Raw genomic sequence first — 19454 nt, 5'->3', positions numbered from 1 at the left:
TAACAATCTCTTTTATAGAAATTTCAAAACAGAGGAGTTTCCGGTAAGAAAACAGTTAACAGTGTCAGTGTTAACTGGTTTCTCAAAGTTGAGTTTACAGACCTACTGGTACAGGTGTACGCGGACGTTGCACTTCATATTCTGCTGGTTGCAGTAGCGATCGCCCGGTCATTTCTGGTGGTTGGGGTAGCTGTAAAATCTCTAGTATAGTTGGGGCAATGTCGGCTAATTTGCCATTATTTCTGAGTGTGACATTTGTCCCGTATCCAGGGATTTTCACTTTTTCCCCTTCCACTAAAATCAGGGGAACCGGGTTAGTTGTGTGTGCCGTCCAAGAATTACCTTCTGGATCTAGCATATACTCGGCGTTACCGTGGTCGGCGGTAATAATTGTAGTTCCGCCTACTTTGCTCACACCTTCTACCAGACGACCCACACAATTATCTACGGTTTCAATGGCGGTGACAGTAGCTGCCATCTGACCTGTATGCCCTACCATATCTGGGTTAGCATAGTTGATTACTACCAGAGAGTAGATACCCTTTGTAATCGCAGCCAGTGCTACATCTGTGACGGCTGTTGCTGACATAGTGGGGGCTTTGTCATAAGTCGCTACCATTGGACTGTTGACTAATTCCCGGTCTTCTCCCGTAAAAGGTTCTTCCAAGCCACCGTTAAAGAAATAGGTGACATGGGCATACTTTTCGGTTTCCGCAGTCCGAAACTGCTTTAAACCTTCGTTGGCGATGACTTCACCGAGAATGTTCGTCAAATTCTGTGGCTCAAAAGCTATAGATACAGGCAAATCAGAATCGTACTGTGTAAAAGTCACAAACGATAAAGGCTGAATTTGCTCTCTTTCAAACCCTGTAAAATTTGGGCTAACAAAAGCCTGAGTTAATTGTCTAGCTCGGTCTGGGCGGAAGTTGAAGAATATCACCCCGTCTCCTGGCTCGACAGCACCAGGAGCAAGGCGCACGGGTAAAATGAATTCGTCAGTCACGCCTTCTGCATAGGATGCTTGCAGGATATCAGCCGCTTTGCGTCCATCACCTGCACCATCTTGTGTGATCACATTGTATGCTTTTTGGACTCGATCCCAACGGCGATCGCGATCCATTGCATAGTAACGACCACTAATAGTAACAATGCGCCCAATTCCTACACGGTTGATGTAGTCTTCTATAGCATTAATTGCTTTGATTCCATCTGTTGGCGCAGTATCTCGCCCGTCAGTGATGGCGTGGATACAAACTTCTGAAATTCGCTGATCTTTGGCTAAGTCAAGTAGTCCGAACAGATGGGTAATATGTGAGTGTACGCCACCCTCAGAACACAGCCCAACTACATGCAGCTTGCCATTCCGAGAGCGAACTTCCTGGCAAATTTTGACAAGAGCTGAGTTGCTGAGGATAGAACCATCTTCCACAGCATCAGAAATGCGTACCAATTCTTGGGGTACGACTCTACCTGCGCCAATGTTCAAATGACCAACTTCTGAGTTACCCATTTGACCTTCTGGCAATCCTACGGCTTTCCCTGATGTGTGGATGAGGGTATGCGGATACGCTGACCATAAACTGTCCATGATTGGCGTTTTGGCAGCGACAATAGCGTTTCCTCGCGTCTCCTCGCAGTAGCCCCATCCGTCTAAAATGACTAGCACCACAGGAGCAACAGGTGCTTTGGTCATAGTAAAATTGCCCTTTACTTTTTGTAATACCCGAATGATACCACTGCTAACCACCACTGCAAGTGAATTTCTGCTTATTAACTTGTTTTATGCAATTAATCAGTGTTTGTTAGATTTTTTTAAAGTTTGGGTAATTATTACACATCTTTTGTGATAAATATGCTAGCCAAACTTAGCAACATGGGTGTAGGGGTGTAGGGGTGTAGGGGAGAAAATCCAGTGTATCAATGCCCCATGCCCTATTCCCTATTTTCCCAACAAATGTTTTACTTCTTCTTTGCCGATGCTTTGGCAGCTTTAGCGGCTTTTTTGGCGGCTTTTTCGGCAGCGATCGCAGCTAATCTAGCGGCTTCTTTTTCTTCGGCGATTTTATCGAGATAATAGTGGTAATCACCGAGGTAAACGCGAAATTCACCATCGCGAATTTCGACAATTTTATTCGCTACCTGAGAAATAAAATAACGGTCGTGAGAAACTATAATTGCCGTACCATCATAGTTTTGTAGTGATTCTTCTAACATTTCCTTGGCGGGAATGTCTAAGTGATTGGTTGGCTCATCTAAGATGATTAAGTTTGCTGGACGTAAGAGCATTTTGGCTAATGCTAAACGCGCTTTTTCTCCTCCACTCAATGCACCAACGCCTTTAAATACTGTATCCCCACTGAATAAAAATTTTCCTAGTAGGGTGCGGACTTCTTCATTTTTCCAGTCTGGAACTTCATCGTGAATGGTTTCCATGACGGTTTTTTTCAAGTCTAAAGCCTCAGCTTGATTTTGCTCAAAGTAACCAGGGATAACGTTATGTTCGCCTAATGCTACAGTGCCTTCTGTGGGTGGTTCTAAACCCATAATCATGCGTAATAATGTCGATTTACCAGCACCGTTAGGCCCTAAAAACGCGATGCGATCGCCTCTTTCAATCAGCAAATTTGCACCCAAAAACAAAATCTTGTCGTCGTAGACATGGGTTAAATCCTTAATTTTCACTACCTCTCGTCCGCTACGAGGCGCAGGAGGAAAGCGGAAATGCAAGGTTCTCACACTAGCTGTAGGTGCTTCGATGCGTTCAATTTTTTCGAGTTGCTTTTCGCGGCTTTTAGCTTGGGTGCTGCGGGTAGCACTGGCGCGGAATCTATCGACAAAAGCCTGTTGTTTTTCAATTTCTTTTTGCTGACGTTCATAAGCACTCAGTTGTGCTAATTGATTTTCAGCTTTTTGTTCTAGATAAGCAGAATAATTCCCCAGGTAACTTGTCGAAACACCCCGTTCAGTTTCCACAATTTGGGTGCAGAGACGGTCAAGAAATTCCCGGTCGTGGGAAACTATTACCATTGGGGTAGTTAAACCTTTGAGATAATTTTCTAACCACTCAATGGTTTCTAAATCAAGGTGGTTTGTCGGTTCATCCAGCAGTAACACATCTGGTTTTTGGAGGAGAATTTTACCCAAACTCATCCGCATTTGCCAACCACCTGAGAAAGCACTGACGAGGCGATCGCCGTCTTCTGGCTCAAATCCCATTTCAGGTAAAATTTTGCCAATACGTGCTTCTAATCCGTACCCGTCTAAAGCTTCAAACTGACGCTGTAACCGATCCAATTTATTAATTAGCGCATCCAGTTCTTCTGGAGTCGCCTTTTCCATTGCCTGTTGTACCTCAGTCAAGGCTAACTGTACTGCGTTAGCTTCTTTAAATACAGTCCAAAATTCTTCTCTAACTGTCCGACCTGGGTCTACTTCAAATTCTTGATTGAGGTAAGCTATGTGTAAGCTAGCAGGACGAATAATTTCGCCGGCTGTCGGTTCCATTTCCCCCATGATGATTTTCAATTGGGTGGATTTTCCCGCACCGTTAACACCGACTAAGCCAATGCGATCGCCTGGTTTCACTTCCCAGTTGATATCTTTGAGAACTTCGCCTGTAGGATAAATTTTACTAATATGTTCTAATCTTAGCATCGAGTTTTTCTCAGGTAGGAATTATGGATAGTTGCGGACGAAGTAACAGTACCGTCTTCAATCTTAACAAAAATTAATCCACAATTCCTCGTGAGAAACTCTTTTTAGATGTATCCTGAATAATCTTTTGGCATTTCAGAAACTTATAAGCTCAATTCTCGCTTTGAGAATTAACAGACTGCTGTTGTGCAGCTTGCTGTACTTCCTCCACACTCAACTCTAAAGCTTGTGCTATTTGTTCTATAGTCAAACCTGCTGCTAACATTGGTGATATTGCTTTTAACTTACCTAAGCGTACACCTTCTTCTCTACCTTCCTGAAAAACTTCCTGATAAAATCTGGTTTGTTTTAAGTCACTCGTTCCAAACATTTCCTCCATCTCCTCCTTAGTGATTGTCGGCAACTTATACAACAAGATAGTCTCTATTAATTGTAATAATTGCTGTTGTTTGATGGTGGAGTTGATTTCTAATTTTGTTCTTTCTATCAACTCCCTAGCTTCTATGATTGCCGTATCTTCTGATGCCACTATTAACCTTACAGTTGCAATACCAATTGGTAGAGACGTAATTTTACTTAACTCATCCAGGTAAATGCGTCTGACTCTCTCACTTACAAAGAATTCTCTGTAATGTTTGATATCACCTATATCTATACTTCTGCTTGGGTATAAAATCACCGCACCCCAATCATTTACAGGTTGATTTTGGCGGAGATATAAGCAGACTTCAGCAAACAAGCGCGAGTAAAGTCTTTCGTCTGGTTGAAACTGCACTTCCACAAAATAAATCGGCTGTTCAATTTCCACTGTCGGGACAAACACACCATCAATTCTGAATGCTGTTTGTTTAATTTCAATTGATGAAAATTGATAGATATTCGCCATATCAGGAGAATTTCCGATTAATTCAAAAAATATATCTGGAAACTCTTGAAATATGCGATAAAAAATGCTGTCGGTTCTCATTACCTTTGACAAATCATTTTGAAGTGGGAATTACACATTGGTATCTTCAGAACCATCACGCACTGTCAACAATCTCTCTTTAGTAATTCCTAATATTCTTGCCAATGGTGCTAATAAACTATCATCAACTTCTTCACCAGCATAAATATTGTTTAATTCTGTGGGAGAAAGTTTAAAGGTATCGCAGAATTTAGCAAACTCTTGATTGCCTAAATCTAGTTCTTCTTGTCGCTCACGTAATAAAAGTGCGATCGCTCTCGTTCCATATTTAGGACGTTCACTAATTTTTATATATTTTTCCATTAAAATATCAACTTTGCTAATATCCTTACCTGCGGCTTTCAGTAAATCAACGCAAGCAATTTTTAAAGCTTTTTTTAAAACTTCATCTTCATTTAAAAATTTTATCAATTCTTCTGCATAATCTTGCTTAAAAAAGCCTACCAAATCCCCTTGATGGTAAACCGGAACATAAGCATCTTGAGAGTCTAATTCCCAGTCTAACTGTTCGTCACGTAGTCGCATAGCTGCACCTGTATAAATTTGAGTCTCACCATTTTAAAACTGTTTATACCCACGCGCAATTGGTAAAATTTGGGAAAAATGGCTCATACATAGCTTAAATCCCCAACTTCTTCAAGAAGTCGGGGATCTGGTTTTGACGAATTGACAAAGGTGAATATACCAATTCTCTATAAAGTCGCACCAAATAAATAATGTAGAGACTAAGCATGGTTAGTCTCTACAGTGCAGAATACAATGCAACTTGATTAAGCAGCATTATTATATAAATGATTAAACCGGACACCAAGGGCCTATAATATTAATTCCCTGTTTTTCTTTCTCAGCTAAATCTAAATTTAACGTCAGCAGTTTTTCTAAAATATCATCATCAGAATTAAAACCGTAAGCTTGCATCACTAATTTATCTAACTGTTGATGCAGTTTATAAAGCTGGCTTGTGGGTTCATCAAAAAACTTATTGTAAAGTGTAGTTATTCCCCACTGTTTTGACTCCATTTGTTGTGTGCGGTATTCGTGGAGTTCTTCAGCCTTAGCGCGAATTTTTTCAACTAATTTAGCCTCTGGGTTTTGCGGAAAGGGAAATGTTTCAAAACAGGTATTATGAGTATAGCGAGTGTCTCCCTTTAACGTAGAGCTTTGAGCTTTAACCCAGAGGCGATGAATTTTAGATGTTAAAATACCAAGAACATAGGAATCATCTGATGCGAGAACAATATTTAAGTCACCTGGTAGCCAGTGTAAAGGAGCAGGAATAAATACAGCCCATTTTGAAACTCTGGGAACTATAAAATAGCACGAGAGAGGTACTAATGCCTTCCTCATAGCTGGTCTTTTTTCCCCATATTTCCACCAATTAATTCTAGTAACTTCCCGGCGATTATTATCACGTTTTGGTTTAACATTAGTTTTAATATATTCAAAAGGTAATCGATAATCACTCGCCTCCTCAATAATCATATCATTAAAATCAATAATCCAACGCTCAGGCTTACCATGAGGATTTTTCGCCAAATTCGCACCCATTGAAAATAACTTTAATACCTCTTGATTTTTTGCATCAGCTTGAATCCAATCTTTTACTTGCTGTTCAGTAACTATAAATCCCTCACCAACTGGAATTACACCCTGAAAGCATTTATTTAAATTTGCTTTTAATCTGACAGCTTGAGAAACATCAATTGTAGATTTGAGTGAAGAATTAATTTGTGAAACTATCTGATCATCTAAATAAAGCTTATCCGATTTAACCTTACTCCAATTAACAATACTAACATGAACATTAGCCTCACCAGACCAAGGTTGAGTAGAAACAGCCTCATGAATATATCCGCCATTTTGCGTAATGTAATCTAATGCTGCAACTCTACTTTTACCTTGACTAATAGAGTTAGTAGCAACTAACCCGGCTCTACCTTTGTCGTCAATATGTTGGTGCGCTAACCGAAACCAATAAGCACAAAAATCTACAGAATCTTTAACATCAGTAAACCTTTGAAAAACTCTGTCGATATATTCATCACCTAAAGATATTCTGAGATGCTTACCATCTAAAAACGGTGGATTTCCGATAATTGCATCAGCCTTTGGCCATTTACTAAATAACGCATCTTGACAAACAATATTATTATCCAAACTATCCAGAGGTAAAGCAGCCTCAGTTAATTTTAAATTATCAATAGCAATCTTCCGCGCAATCATCAAAGTTACTCTTGCCAATTCCACAGCAAAAGGATTTGTATCCATACCAAAAAAATTTAATGGTGTTACAAAACCCATTTGCATTTGTTTATCTTCTGACTTACGACGTTGCTGCATTTTATCTAACAACAACATTTCAATCCGCTTCAGTTCTTGATATGCAATGTAGAGAAAATTTCCTGAACCACAAGCCGGATCAAGTACGCGATAACTTTGTAATTCTAAATGCAGTTTAGATAATTGATTAATTGTATTAGCTGCTTCGATTCTTTCTTCCCAATAACGGCTAATTGTCGGACGGACAATTTTCATAATATCCGCCTCAGAGGTATAGTGAATACCTCTAGCATGACGCTCTATACTATCTACTGTACTTTCAAATAAATTACCAAAAATAGCAGGTCTAACTTGACTCCAATTTTCCTTAGCTGACAACTCTAAAAACTGCAATTCCTCCTTAGTTAATTCAATCGGATGAATTACCGTAAACAAACCACCATTAAAATAATCTACGCCTTGATAACGTCCAGCCGGTATAATTCCTGGCTGATTCATTTCCCGAAATAAACCACCTAAAACATCATAAGAACTAACCCCATTGATACAATCTTCAATGCAAGAGATAAACATATCACGGGGTAAAAGTTGTCTATCTTCTGCAAACATAGCTAACACACATTGCAGGATAAATCGCTGTGCTGTTAACTTTTCAATCTTGCGTTTTTCCAGTTCTAGCAGTAGCTCACCCATGCGACGAGCCGCCCTTTCTGTCACCTCTACCTGATTGTTACGGAAAATAGGAGTTTTTTCCCCTAATTCCATAAATCCAAAGGCTCCATCCCTTTCTGGTAGCTGCTCCAGAGGAATTACATCAACGGGTGTATCTAATTGGATATCAAAATCAAAAATCCAAAACTCATCAAAATTGCACAGAATGACATATTTAGGACGTTGGGGAACTAAGCGCGTCCAATAATCAAAGGCTTGCGAGTAATGCTTGCTTAAATCTTCCCCGCGTTTTTTCATTTCAATTAAAACGCGGGGTTTCCATACCAAATCAGCAAAACCTGTTTTACCCTTCTTGCTACCTTTTTTAATTGCCTCCTCGTAACTAGCTCCTGCTTATAATGCGCCCTCATGTCCAAAAGCCCGAAAAAAGCGGTCTAAAAAAGTTTGTGCTTCTTTCTTTTCTTGTCCTGTAATATGCTGCTGACAAAAACTAACAAATTTATTCAGGCTTTCGGGTGTTGCTCTTACCATTTGATTGGGAGATTAGTTTCAGTAATCTTAACTATTCCCATGTTATAAATTAATCAATACAATTGGTGATAAAAATCTCAAGGATTTTGTTATTTAACTGGCTTTTGCTTGATCATCTGATGCGTCTGTGAGAGTAGCTAGTCTATCAGCTACCGCATGAACAACCAGAGCAAGTTGACTCTCTGGCATATACTTGATTTGTCGTAAGATAAAATTCAAGTCAGACTTTTCTGCTACTGGTTTACCCTCTAAGCAACAGAGTAATTCTTCCATTGTGTAGCCGGCTTTCGCGGCAATTTGCGCCAAATTTTCCGTATCTGGGACTTTTACGCCTTTCTCCCACATCTGAACCGCAGTGGCAGAAACTCCTAACATTTTGCCAAAAGCTCGCTGACTCAACGAACCACGAGCTAATTTAATGATTTCAACCAGTTTTTGTCTGCTTTCAATGTTCACAGTTTTGATAATTCGTTAGTTTTATTTACAAATTTAGTTCTAACACTACCAGTTTACTTTTTGATTGACAAATTTGTTTTTTAGCAGTAAACTATAAATCCTGAGTTTCAATATTATAACTAAAGTAATAGTAAAAATTGCTCTTAACTAGCTAGTCTTGAGCATAAATTTATTAGCCAAGGCTGCAATACCAGTGTGTGTCATTAGAAAAGGTGCATCGTGTCTCGTAAACTACGTAAAATTAATCAATATCGCCGTAAAAATAAAAACTTAATAGCTGCTAAGAAAATTCAACCAGAAAAATGGTGCATATCTAAGTCTGAGGCACAAGCAGCTTTAAACGCTCAAGGTTGTAATGTTAAAGAAATCAAAAAAGTTCATTGCCTCAAGCATCAAGTTAGTATCTCCTACTGGGATATCAAAGGTAATATATGTAGCAGCTTTTTTAGCTATCGAATTTTTAGCCGTTGGCAACAGGAAGTAGAAACTTTGATTGCGGAATGTCAAACCCTCAAGGAATGGCAGAAGTTAAATTATCTCCTGAAGTACGAATTTGCCTATTATCACTATCCTAGTGAGATGGCTTATAGACTGCAAGCGGCATTAGAAAATCGTCTGAGTTTGTTAGAGGATGTTGGGCAAGTCATGAAAATTACTGAAAACCCCTCTCAAAATCTCTCCCCTAAAACTGTAGAGACGTTGCATGCAACGTCTCTACATTAGACCCCCCTTCCCTTGTAGGGACGGGGGTTAAAGGGGTTAGGTTTGAGTGACTTTGATTTTAATAAAAGTTTAAGGGTGTAAGGGTTTGAATACTTACACCCCTACACCCCTATACACTTATCGAAAATTTGGGTTGAAAACCCCGTCGTTCTACGACGGCTTTCTGGTATACTAGCAGTAGGTTGTAGACCGTGAGAACGATGAGGAAACAGGTAAAACGTCCTACTCCGTGATCTCAAAATGCCTAACAGTCAATGGTGTAAAAATAAGTCCAAACTGTAAGGTCGAAAAGCAATTAAATAGGGTAGGGCATACCCAAATTTACGCTTGGGGAGTAGTCCTTAAGTGGGGTATATCGAGAGATATGTTTCGGACTAGACATGAAACTGTAAGACCAAAATCAACATCGTTGGTGGAGGCAGGATTCAGCCCAAGAATCTCCGCACTTTTAGGGCGGAGAGTGTCAAACCCCGAATAACTAGGCAGCAGTGCCGGATGCGGCTAATTCTGCTAGTCGTTCCTGTTGATCTTGAGAAATACAAGATTGGATGAGTGATTCTATATCGCCTTCCAAAACTGGGTTAAGAGAAAAGTTTTGACCTAGACGGTGGTCTGTGACGCGGTTATCTTTATAATTATAGGTACGAATTTTTTCTGAACGCGATCCTGTACCAACTTGCGATCGCCGCATGGAAGTTACTTCTTCTTGTTGTTCCCGCAACTTCATTTCATACAGTTTCGCCCGCAGAATTTGCATTGCCCGTTCTTTGTTTTGTAACTGGCTGCGTTCTTCTGTACAGAAAATCCGTATTCCTGTTGGTTTGTGCATTAAGTCAACGGCAGTTTCTACCTTGTTGACGTTTTGTCCACCAGCACCACCGGAACGCGCTGTAGTCATTTCAATATCTTTCGGGTCAATGTGGATTTCTACATCATCCACTTCTGGCATAATTGCCACTGTCGCTGTAGAAGTATGAACTCTTCCCCCAGCTTCAGTTGCTGGTACACGCTGCACACGATGAACGCCAGCTTCAAATTTTAGCTTACTGTAAACGCTATCGCCCTGAATTTCTAGAATTACTTCTTTGAAGCCGCCCATTTCACCCAGGGACTCACTGACTAGCTTGACTCGCCAACCCTGAGTATCAGCATAGCGGGAATACATCCGCAGTAAATCCCCAGCCCAAATACTCGCTTCATCGCCACCAGTCCCGGCGCGAATTTCTAACATGATGTTTTTATCATCATTGGGGTCGCGGGGTAGCAGCAACACCTTCAAGCGATGCTCTAAATATTCAATTTTTTGTTCTAGTTCATCTACTTCCAGGGCTGCAATTTCTTGTAACTCTGGATCACCGTTTGCCTCTTTGAGTACCTGACGCGCCCCTACCAATTCTTCTTGGGCGGTTTTCCAAGTTTCGTAGGTATTGACTACCTCTTCTAAAGAAGACCGAGACTTAGCAATTTGTTGATACTCATCGGGGTTTTTAGCGGTATCTGGGTCGGCTAGACGACGAGTTAATTCATTGAATGTTTGTTCAACGGATTTGAGTTTGTCCAGCAGGTATGATTCAGCCATAACGAGTGCGATCGCTCCTTAAAAAAATAACAAGTTGGCTCGGCAAAAAATGACAATCGACCCAGCAGACGCAGGGTCGTCGTTAACAGCAGAGCCAACCCGCTACTTTTTGTTTTGGTCGCCAGCAGCTTGAGAGCCGCTCATACCGTACTTGCGGAGGAATCTTTCTACACGACCCTCAGTATCAATAATCTTCTGAGTTCCGGTATAAAATGGGTGGTTTCCAGACCAAACATCTACGTGTAATTCTGGTTTGGTAGAACCAACAGTCATTACAACTTGACCGTTGCAGTAAACTTTTGCGTCTGGATACCACTGGGGATGAATTTCAGATTTAGCCATTTTTCCTTTTGTGGTGAATCTAAAAGAATTATAACTTTTTGCGCTTGATTCGGGACTAGGTATTAGGGACTGGGGACTGGGGACTAGGAACTTTAAACTTTGCTCAATTAAAAAGCGTTTCCCAATACCCAATACCCAATACCCAGTCCCCAAAATTTTATCGCTTGGAGTATTGAGGAGCTTTGCGGGCTTTGTGCAAACCATACTTTTTCCGCTCTTTTGACCTGGGATCACGAGTTAAGTAACCTTCGGTTTTCAGAGGTGGGCGGTTATCGGGGTCTAGTTGGCATAAAGCACGAGCTACGCCTAAGCGGACAGAATCAGCTTGTCCGGTTAAGCCGCCGCCTTCTGCTTTAACTACAATGTCGTATTCGGTTTCTAAACCCAAGGTTTCCAAGGGTGCTTTGATCAGTCCCAAGTAGTTGGCATTGAATTGGAAGTACAAATCTCCAGGTTTGCCATTGACAATTATTTGACCGCTACCAGGAACTAAACGTACACGTGCGATCGCGGACTTACGGCGACCAGTACCCCAGTACACGGCACGGCCGCTATTTGCTTCTGCTACTACCATTAACCTTCTGCTCCAGGAATTGTATTAACGTTCAGTTCTTTGGGTTTTTGGGCTGCGTGGGGATGAGTAGGCCCAGCATAAACTTTTAGTTTAGTGAACAATTGCTTACCCAAGCTATTTTTAGGTAGCATCCCTTTAACAGCGTGTTCCACAATTCTTTCTGGTAAACGCTGTTGCAACTTGGTAAAAGTTTCGGTCTTCATTCCACCAGGACGGCCGGAGTGGCGACGGTAAACTTTTTGAGTCCGTTTTTTACCTGTGACTGCTACTTTTTCTGCATTGACAACAATCACAAAGTCGCCTGTGTCCAGGTGGGGGGTATAGTGAGGTTTATTTTTGCCTCTTAAAATCATGGCAATCTCGCTAGCCAAGCGACCGAGGCGTTTATCGGTAGCGTCTACTACGTACCAATCACGCTCAAGAGTATCTTGAGGAGGAAGGTAGGTTTTAGTCATGTTGGTTGTTCCTTTGTCATTTTATTTGGGAGTTCTTAGTCAATATTGACTCTTAACTCTTAACTAATAACTAACTTTGGCATGGTGTCATACCAAACATCGGGGGAAAAGGGAAAATCTGGATAGCCGACTCGCAACAAGCATAAGCCTTGGGGGGGTGCGGCGTGTTTTACTTCTTCCCGCCGTTGTTCTTTCCAGATGTCGGTGAAACTGGCAAGGGTTCTTTGCCCAGAACCTACTTGTACTAGCATCCCTACCAATAGCCGCACCATGCCATATAAAAATCCATCTGCTTGAATTTCAATATGGATAAACGGGTCTTGGCGATAACACTCGACTGCTTGCACTTCCACCCAGGAATGCGATCGCTTAGAACCGGCACGATGAAATGCCTCTAAATCATGCTTACCTACCAGTGGTTGCAAAGCAGCTAGGATGAGAGATTCATCCAGGGGTGCCTGATAATAATGCCAACTGAAGGGTTTCACGAACAAGTTCGGACGACCTTCAGTATATATTGTGTAGCGATACCGTCGATATGCTGCACTAAAGCGAGCGTGCCAATTGTGATTTACACCTGCTGAAGCTCTGATCAATATATCTTCAGGCAGATAACTATTGAGGATTGTTGCCCACTTGTGCGGCGGGATTAAACCAGGAGCATCAAAATGGGCGACTTGAGCAGCAGCATGGACACCGCTATCAGTGCGACCAGCACCGTGGAGTGTAACATGATGCCCGACAATTTGGGCGATCGCTGTTTCGATTTCTTCTTGAACTGATCTGTGATTTTTTTGCCGTTGCCAGCCATGAAAATGAGTGCCAAGGTATTGGATAACCAAGGCGACTCGCTCTTTTGGGATAGGCTGGTGGCTGAGTATCATAAAATCTAAATAGAGGCTGAAGTATAAAGCGTCAAGTATGAAATTTGAAATATGAAACGTGAAGCAATTCAGCCATATTTACCCTTCTTTATGCCTTCTGCCTTCTGCCTGCTGTTTAGACTAACTCAATGATTGCCATCTCGGCATTATCTCCCCGGCGAGGTACGGTATGCAGGATGCGAGTGTAACCACCTTGACGATTACCATACCGAGTAGGGACTTGCTCAAACAGCGCATGAACTAGCTGTTTATCATAGATATAACCTAAAGCTTGGCGACGGGCTGCTAATGAACCATCTTTAGCTAAAGTAATCATTTTTTCTACTTCACTACGTAGCACTTTAGCACGTACCAAAGTAGTGGTAATCCGACCATGACGAATCAGTTCAGTGGTGAGCGCACGCAACAGGGCGCGACGCTGATCAGCTGGTTTACCTAGTTTTTTAACTCGACAACGGTGACGCATAATAATTGTTGACTGTGAACTATGAAAGGTTTTGATTTAGCTGTGTTTAGAGCTTCTTTCTTGGGGCAAGGTAATACCTAAACGTCGCTGTAAAGCTTCTACTACCTCTTCTGCCGACTTCTGACCGAAGTTTTTAATTTCTAACAAGTCTTCTTGGGTATAATCCAATAAGTCAGCCACAGAATTAACCTGCGCTCGCTTCAGACAGTTATAAGCCCGCACAGACAGTTGTAACTCTTCGATAGGAATCTGAGCGGTGGGATCGTCTGGAATCTCTGAACTCGTATCTGTAGGTTCTAGAGAAATATCTTTCAACGGGTTGAATAAATCTACCAGAATCCCTGCGGCTGAAGACAGTGCTTCTTGAGGCGAAAGACTACCATTTGTCCAAACTTCTATCAATAGTCTGTCTTTGGTAATCGAACCATCTGCACGAGCTTCTTCCACGCTGTAGTTGACTTTTCGCACCGGCATAAACACCGAGTCAATTTGCAAAAAGTCTAAAGATGTAGCTTCTTCCCGTCCTCTTTCTACGGTGCGATAGCCTTTACCTCTCTCAATGCGAAATTCCATTTCCAGTTTGCCACCTTCGGCAATGGTGGCTATATACTGGGTAGGATCGATGACTTCTACTTCACTTGGTAAATCAAAATGGGCGGAAGTTACTGTTGCTGGGCCGTTCACCAGTAATCTACCAATCTGGGGCTGAGAAGAATAACTTTTGAGAATGACTTCCTTCATTCGCATGATAATGTCAAGCACATCTTCCCGGACTCCCGGAATTGTCGCGAATTCGTGTGTCACACCTGCAATTCGCACGGCTGTAACTGCTGTTCCCTCTAAGTTGGACAGTAATACCCGCCGCAGGGCGTTGCCGACTGTGGTTCCTTGACCACGTTCTAGCGGTTCTAGGATAAATTTACTGTAATGGCTCCGACTTTCTTCTGTACTGGAATCTACACATTCAATTTGAAACTGCGCCACGGAGTAGCCTCCCTTATTTAAGGTGCTGCTAGTAGGCAAAAATCTTGCCTATCGAATTTAATTTATTGCCTTAGACTGAATTTAGGTTGATCAAACTGCCAACTGCTGATGCCGACAATGTTTGTTGACCTGATTGAGTCTAACGGCGTTGATTATATTTTTGGTAATTTGAAGTTTAGCAGCCCTCCCTTATGGAAGAGCTGGTACTCTTCTTGTTGCCATAGCCGTCGGAAGTTTGCGCTCACCCTACTTAGCAACAGTAATTGCAGATGATTGTTTTTGCTGAAACTTCTTGACCTGACTGGCCAAAAGTTTGGCTCTACACGCGGCGACGTTTGGGTGGACGGCAACCATTATGAGGAATGGGTGTGATATCCCGAATCAGTGTAATTTCCAGTCCTGCACCTTGAAGGGCGCGAATTGCAGTTTCTCGCCCTGCACCTGGGCCACTTACCATTACCTCAATTTGGCGCATTCCTTGGTCGATGGCTCGGCGGGCTGCACTTTCGGCGGCTGTTTGGGCTGCGAAAGGAGTTCCTTTTTTAGCACCTTTGAAACCGCTAGAACCAGCACTGGCCCAGGAGATAACATCGCCATTTTGATCGGTAATGGTGACAATGCTATTGTTGAAAGTAGACTGGATGTATGCCTTTCCGTTGGGAACGTTACGCTTCTGCTTCTTACTCCCAGATTTTTTAGTTGGTTGTTTCGCCATATTTGTTCAGTAAATCTAAAGGAAAACTTGCTTGAGTCAGCAAGCATAGAGATGTTATTTACCGGGAGCTTTTTTCTTACCGGCCACTGTCTGCCTTCTCCCTCGGCGGGTTCTGGCGTTAGTACGAGTTCTTTGTCCTCTAACTGGTAAGCCCATGCGGTGACGGCGACCTCTATAGGTACCGATGTCAACCAACCGCTTGATGTTCATAGCTTCCCAACGGCGCAAGTCACCTTCAACTTGATGGTTGCTTTCGATTTCTGCGCGTAAGGCTGCCACATCGGCATCACTGAGTTCTTTAACACGGGTATCAGGATTTACTCCTGTCGCCGCTAAAATTTGGTGGGATTTTGTTAAGCCAATCCCGTAAATGTAGGTCAGACCAATTTCAACACGCTTGTCGCGTGGCAGGTCTACTCCGGCAATACGTGCCACAACTAATCTCTCCCTATTGTTTTCGCAGTTGCTGATCGTAAAACGCTTTGAATGCGTCTGTATCTTCTCTAGTGATTATCTGTCTTCCTAGTTACTCTCAATGTTTGAGAGGATTATCCTTGGCGTTGCTTGTGTTTGGGATTAATGCAAATCACCATGACGCGACCACGACGTTTGATCACGTTACACTTTTCGCAAATCTTTTTGACTGAGGCTCTGACTTTCATGCCTGTTGTAATGGACTCCAAATATTAAATTATAGCATTTTTAGGAAAAATTATCCAATTAAGTGAGTGAGTAACACCCAAATAAATTGTTTTATGGTAAACTTCCTTACATACGATTATTTTTTCCGCAAGCGATAAGTAATTCTACCTTTGGTCAGGTCGTAAGGGGTGAGTTCCACTTTGACGCGATCGCCAGGTAAAATCTTGATGTAGTTCCGGCGAATCTTACCAGAAATGTGGGCTAAAACATTAAACCCGTTGTCAAGGTCAACGCGAAACATCGCATTCGGCAATGATTCGGTGACAGTGCCTTCCATTTCGATTAAATCTTGCTTAGACAACTTATTTATTCCTCAACTCAACAGTTTTGTTTGTTTTCACCTTGCTGATCTGCAAGAGAACACAAATTGATAAATATATCAATGGTTTATTAATATATCTTAGCTAAAATTGTCTAGCATCCTGAAACCGAAGGGAGTAGTGAGTGACGAATTCTCGATCTACTACTCCCAATGCTCAGTTTAGGAACGGATCACATTTTGCAATTCATCAGTGACTTCTTCTTGGGACTGATTGCCATTCACAGTCAGGAGTTTCTGGCGATCGCGATAATAATTGATCAAGGGTGAAGTTTCATTACGGTAAACTTCCAGACGACGACGAATAATTTCTTCCGTATCGTCTTTGCGTCCCCTTGCTAATAACCGCGTTACCACCACATCATCAGGCGCATCCAAATTGACCACCCTTTCGCCGCCTTGACCAGTTTTTTGCAGTAATTGTTCTAAAAAAGCTGCTTGTGTGACTTTACGGGGAAAGCCATCTAAAATCCACCCAGATTCAGCATCTGGTTGTTTTAAACGTTCCTCTACCAAGTCCTGCACCAACTGATCAGGAACTAGCTCACCGCTATCAACATAGCTTTGGGCTTTAACTCCTAAAGGAGTTTGCTCTTTCATGGCTTGTCTCAATATTTCCCCAGTGGAAATATGAGGAATGTGTAGATGTTCTGCCAAAATTTGAGCTTGCGTTCCTTTACCGGCTCCAGGCGGCCCCAAGAAGATTAATCGCGTCACTATTGCTTCACCATTCCTTCATATCGCTGAGAAATCACATAAGTTTGGACTTGCTTGGCTGTTTCTATCGCCACACCCACAAGGATGAGTAAGGAAGTAGCACCCAATCCTCTAAAAGTTGGCACTCCTAACGCTCTTTCAACGGCGGTGGGAATAATCGCTACCAAGCCCAAAAAGATAGCACCTAACAAAGTCAGTCGGTTAATTACACGCTCGATGTACTCGCTAGTTGCTTTACCTGGACGAATACCAGGAATACTAGAACCCATTTTCTTCAAGTTTTGCGCTATATCTACTGGGTTAATAATCAAAGAAGAGTAGAAATAGCTGAAGAAAACAATGGAAATTAAGTAAACTAGGGCATAAACCCAAGAACCAGAACCACCGGGACTTAAATAAGTATTAACAATGTTTGCTAGTTCGGGGTTTTTTGTAAAATTGGCAATCAATAGTGGCAAACTCAGAATGGCAGCCGCAAAAATAATCGGCATTACACCACCAGAGATGAGACGCAGAGGTAAATAACTGCGTTGTTCAGCTAATACACGTCTGCCTACTTGACGACGCGCCGAGATGATGGGGATACGGCGAATTCCTTCTTGAACAAACACGATCCCCACAATCGTCAACATAAACACCAAGACGAGGACAATCACGCGCCCGACGATTTCCCTACCGCCTACTTGCACCAAGTCAATTGTGTCACCCAAGGATTTCGGCAAGGAAGCAACAATGTTGACAAAAATCAACAAAGATGCTCCGTTACCTAGACCACGTTCTGTAATCAGTTCAGAAGCCCACATAACGAACATGGAACCAGCAGTGAGAGCGATCGCCGTTTCCCCGACGAATACCGGCCCTGGATTTAAAGCAAATTGCTGGAGAAATAAAGCCGAAAAAGCCACGCTTTGAACAATCGCCCAACCTAGTGCTACATAGCGAGTGATTTGGGAAATTTTCCGCCGACCAGCTTCTCCCTCATTTTTCTGTAAATTTTCTAAAGATGGAATGGCAGCTGTCAGCAATTGGATAATAATGGACGCATTAATAAAGGGAAGAATTCCTAAAGCAAAGACTCCTAATGTGGAAAGTCCTCGCCCGGAAAATATATCCAATAAACCGAATATGGAATTGTTTCCCGATATAGCTTCCGCGAACCGAGTCCGATCAATTCCTGGTACTGGTAAAAAGATACCCAGGCGAACCAAAATTAAAATACCGACAGTGACAAGCAGCCTACCTCTGAGTCCAGCTGCTTGTGCCATCTGCATAAAAGTTTCTTGAGCCGTTGGGGCTTTATCTCGACTGATCATAGAGTGCTACCTTTGTCGTGAACCAGACGCTGGAAGCGAGTTAGACGGCAGTTAAGTAAGTGCGCTTTGCTGGCTCACCCTAAAACTTCGCAACTCCCTCCAGCTGCCTCAATTTTGCTACGAGCTTGCCCTGTGAAAGCTGCCGCTTTGACTTGGAGTGCCACGCCCAATTCTCCGTTACCCAAAATTTTCAATGGGCCTTTCACAGCAGTGATGATCCCTGCTGCTTTGAGTGAGTCCAAAGTTACTTCTGTATTGGTAGGAAGAGAGGCTAGCTTCTCTACATTAATCGTAGTGTAAATTTTCCGATTAACTAAAGGAAAACCCTTGAGTTTTGGTATGCGGCGGTACAATGGCTGCTGACCACCTTCAAACCCTGGTCTGGTACTGCTACCAGAACGAGCTTTTTGACCTCTCATACCTGCACCAGCACTTGCGCCTTGACCAGCAGAAATACCTCTACCTACACGGCTACGGCGTTTTTTAGAGCCTTTTTGGGGCTTAACATCGTTGAGTCTCATAACCTTTCTTGTGTTTGTCAGTTGTCAGTTGTCATTTTCACATCGGACAAATGACGATTTAGATGTAGAGTTTTTCAATGGCAATGCCTCGGTCTTCAGCGACTTCAGCTAAGGTACGCAGGGTAGACAAGGCGTTAACAGCTGCTCTGGCGTTGTTGAGTGGGTTGTTAGAGCCGAGTTGTTTAGCTAGAACGTTACGAACTCCGGCTAATTCCAGCACTGTCCGCACAGCACCCCCAGCAATTACACCAGTACCAGGGGCGGCTGGCCGCATAATTACTTTAGCACCGCCACCTACACCATCAATCGGATGAGGGATGGAGTTAGATTTGGTGATGGGAATATCAATCAGGTGCTTTTTGCCATCGGCTACGCCTTTTTTCACAGCACCGATCACATCTGAGGCTTTACCAACTCCGACACCGACTTGGCCGCGTTCGTTACCAACGACGACGATCGCGCGGAAGCTGAGTTTTTTACCGCCTTTAACAACCTTGCTCACCCGTCGGATTTGAATTACCCGCTCTTGCCAGTTGGTTTCTTCTTTTTTCGCGCGGTTAGCTTTACGACGATTTGTTGCCATAATTACTGTTCTCTCAA

Annotated in this window: 23 protein-coding genes; 1 reads left to right on the top strand and 22 read right to left on the bottom strand. The window is 42.5% G+C overall.

Annotation, left to right across the window (positions count from 1 at the left end):
• Nucleotides 1–94 precede the first annotated feature (94 nt).
• The 7 genes from gpmI to A3775_RS05840 form a co-directional block, all read right to left on the bottom strand.
• Complete coding sequence (gene gpmI / locus A3775_RS05865; RefSeq protein WP_066376696.1) at nt 95–1693, bottom strand: 2,3-bisphosphoglycerate-independent phosphoglycerate mutase; 1599 nt, start codon at nt 1691–1693, stop codon at nt 95–97.
• 266 nt (nt 1694–1959) lie between these two features.
• Nucleotides 1960–3654 (bottom strand): ABC-F family ATP-binding cassette domain-containing protein, encoded by a 1695-nt coding sequence (locus A3775_RS05860; protein ID WP_066424214.1) that lies wholly within the window; start codon nt 3652–3654, stop codon nt 1960–1962.
• A 151-nt stretch (nt 3655–3805) separates the two neighbouring features.
• Nucleotides 3806–4621, bottom strand: a complete 816-nt coding sequence (locus tag A3775_RS05855; RefSeq protein ID WP_066376397.1) for an Rpn family recombination-promoting nuclease/putative transposase — start codon at nt 4619–4621, stop codon at nt 3806–3808.
• A 30-nt stretch (nt 4622–4651) separates the two neighbouring features.
• Nucleotides 4652–5146 carry a hypothetical protein gene (locus A3775_RS05850; protein WP_066376395.1) on the bottom strand — a complete coding sequence of 165 codons (495 nt, stop codon included), beginning with the start codon at nt 5144–5146 and terminating at the stop codon, nt 4652–4654.
• 270 nt (nt 5147–5416) lie between these two features.
• Nucleotides 5417–7942, bottom strand: coding sequence for a DNA methyltransferase (locus A3775_RS05845; RefSeq protein ID WP_339373755.1), 2526 nt, complete (start codon nt 7940–7942; stop codon nt 5417–5419).
• Between the two features lie 24 nt (nt 7943–7966).
• Complete coding sequence (locus A3775_RS24940) at nt 7967–8104, bottom strand: hypothetical protein (RefSeq protein WP_231866952.1); 138 nt, start codon at nt 8102–8104, stop codon at nt 7967–7969.
• A 93-nt stretch (nt 8105–8197) separates the two neighbouring features.
• On the bottom strand, nt 8198–8560 hold the full coding sequence (locus tag A3775_RS05840) for a helix-turn-helix domain-containing protein (RefSeq protein ID WP_066376392.1): 363 nt from the start codon (nt 8558–8560) through the stop codon (nt 8198–8200).
• Nucleotides 8561–8779: 219 nt separating this feature from the next.
• Between A3775_RS05840 and A3775_RS05835 the strand changes: the two genes are divergently transcribed.
• The gene (locus A3775_RS05835; RefSeq protein ID WP_066376389.1) at nt 8780–9283 is read left to right on the top strand and encodes a hypothetical protein; all 504 of its coding nucleotides are present in this window, start codon (nt 8780–8782) and stop codon (nt 9281–9283) included.
• Between the two features lie 478 nt (nt 9284–9761).
• Here A3775_RS05835 and prfA read toward each other — a convergent pair whose 3' ends face one another.
• From prfA to rpsE, 15 genes are all read right to left on the bottom strand, one after another.
• Entirely contained in the window at nt 9762–10862 is a 1101-nt protein-coding gene (gene prfA, locus A3775_RS05830; RefSeq protein ID WP_066376387.1) for a peptide chain release factor 1, read from the bottom strand.
• A 102-nt stretch (nt 10863–10964) separates the two neighbouring features.
• The gene (gene rpmE, locus A3775_RS05825; protein WP_066376694.1) at nt 10965–11204 is read right to left on the bottom strand and encodes a 50S ribosomal protein L31; all 240 of its coding nucleotides are present in this window, start codon (nt 11202–11204) and stop codon (nt 10965–10967) included.
• 157 nt (nt 11205–11361) lie between these two features.
• Nucleotides 11362–11778: a 30S ribosomal protein S9 gene (gene rpsI / locus A3775_RS05820; protein WP_066376384.1), complete on the bottom strand. Its 417-nt coding sequence runs from the start codon at nt 11776–11778 to the stop codon at nt 11362–11364.
• Complete coding sequence (gene rplM / locus A3775_RS05815) at nt 11778–12233, bottom strand: 50S ribosomal protein L13 (RefSeq protein ID WP_066376381.1); 456 nt, start codon at nt 12231–12233, stop codon at nt 11778–11780. The genes rpsI and rplM overlap by 1 nt, the downstream gene beginning before the upstream one ends.
• Nucleotides 12234–12292: 59 nt before the next feature.
• A complete protein-coding gene (gene truA, locus A3775_RS05810) occupies nt 12293–13117 on the bottom strand; it encodes a tRNA pseudouridine(38-40) synthase TruA (protein WP_066424212.1) in 825 nt (274 codons plus the stop codon).
• 115 nt (nt 13118–13232) lie between these two features.
• Nucleotides 13233–13583 (bottom strand): 50S ribosomal protein L17, encoded by a 351-nt coding sequence (rplQ, locus tag A3775_RS05805; protein ID WP_066376377.1) that lies wholly within the window; start codon nt 13581–13583, stop codon nt 13233–13235.
• Nucleotides 13584–13619: 36 nt separating this feature from the next.
• The gene (locus tag A3775_RS05800) at nt 13620–14567 is read right to left on the bottom strand and encodes a DNA-directed RNA polymerase subunit alpha (protein ID WP_066376375.1); all 948 of its coding nucleotides are present in this window, start codon (nt 14565–14567) and stop codon (nt 13620–13622) included.
• A 319-nt stretch (nt 14568–14886) separates the two neighbouring features.
• The gene (gene rpsK / locus A3775_RS05795) at nt 14887–15282 is read right to left on the bottom strand and encodes a 30S ribosomal protein S11 (protein ID WP_066376373.1); all 396 of its coding nucleotides are present in this window, start codon (nt 15280–15282) and stop codon (nt 14887–14889) included.
• A 54-nt stretch (nt 15283–15336) separates the two neighbouring features.
• Nucleotides 15337–15717 carry a 30S ribosomal protein S13 gene (rpsM, locus tag A3775_RS05790; RefSeq protein ID WP_066376371.1) on the bottom strand — a complete coding sequence of 127 codons (381 nt, stop codon included), beginning with the start codon at nt 15715–15717 and terminating at the stop codon, nt 15337–15339.
• 113 nt (nt 15718–15830) lie between these two features.
• Nucleotides 15831–15944 (bottom strand): 50S ribosomal protein L36, encoded by a 114-nt coding sequence (gene rpmJ, locus A3775_RS23435; protein WP_082803684.1) that lies wholly within the window; start codon nt 15942–15944, stop codon nt 15831–15833.
• A gap of 116 nt (nt 15945–16060) precedes the next feature.
• Nucleotides 16061–16285 carry a translation initiation factor IF-1 gene (infA, locus tag A3775_RS05785; protein WP_006276978.1) on the bottom strand — a complete coding sequence of 75 codons (225 nt, stop codon included), beginning with the start codon at nt 16283–16285 and terminating at the stop codon, nt 16061–16063.
• Between the two features lie 180 nt (nt 16286–16465).
• On the bottom strand, nt 16466–17020 hold the full coding sequence (locus A3775_RS05780; protein WP_066376368.1) for an adenylate kinase: 555 nt from the start codon (nt 17018–17020) through the stop codon (nt 16466–16468).
• Nucleotides 17020–18333 (bottom strand): preprotein translocase subunit SecY, encoded by a 1314-nt coding sequence (gene secY, locus A3775_RS05775; RefSeq protein ID WP_066376364.1) that lies wholly within the window; start codon nt 18331–18333, stop codon nt 17020–17022. Before secY ends, A3775_RS05780 begins: the two co-directional genes overlap by 1 nt.
• 74 nt (nt 18334–18407) lie before the next feature.
• A complete protein-coding gene (gene rplO / locus A3775_RS05770) occupies nt 18408–18854 on the bottom strand; it encodes a 50S ribosomal protein L15 (protein ID WP_066376359.1) in 447 nt (148 codons plus the stop codon).
• Between the two features lie 58 nt (nt 18855–18912).
• Nucleotides 18913–19437, bottom strand: coding sequence for a 30S ribosomal protein S5 (rpsE, locus tag A3775_RS05765; RefSeq protein WP_066376357.1), 525 nt, complete (start codon nt 19435–19437; stop codon nt 18913–18915).
• Nucleotides 19438–19454 lie beyond the last annotated feature (17 nt).

Origin of the sequence: Anabaena sp. 4-3, from assembly GCF_001597745.1 — a bacterium.
Lineage (GTDB): Bacteria > Cyanobacteriota > Cyanobacteriia > Cyanobacteriales > Nostocaceae > Trichormus.
Note: the sequence above shows the minus strand (reverse complement) of the source record. Positions and strands in the feature narration are given on the sequence as shown.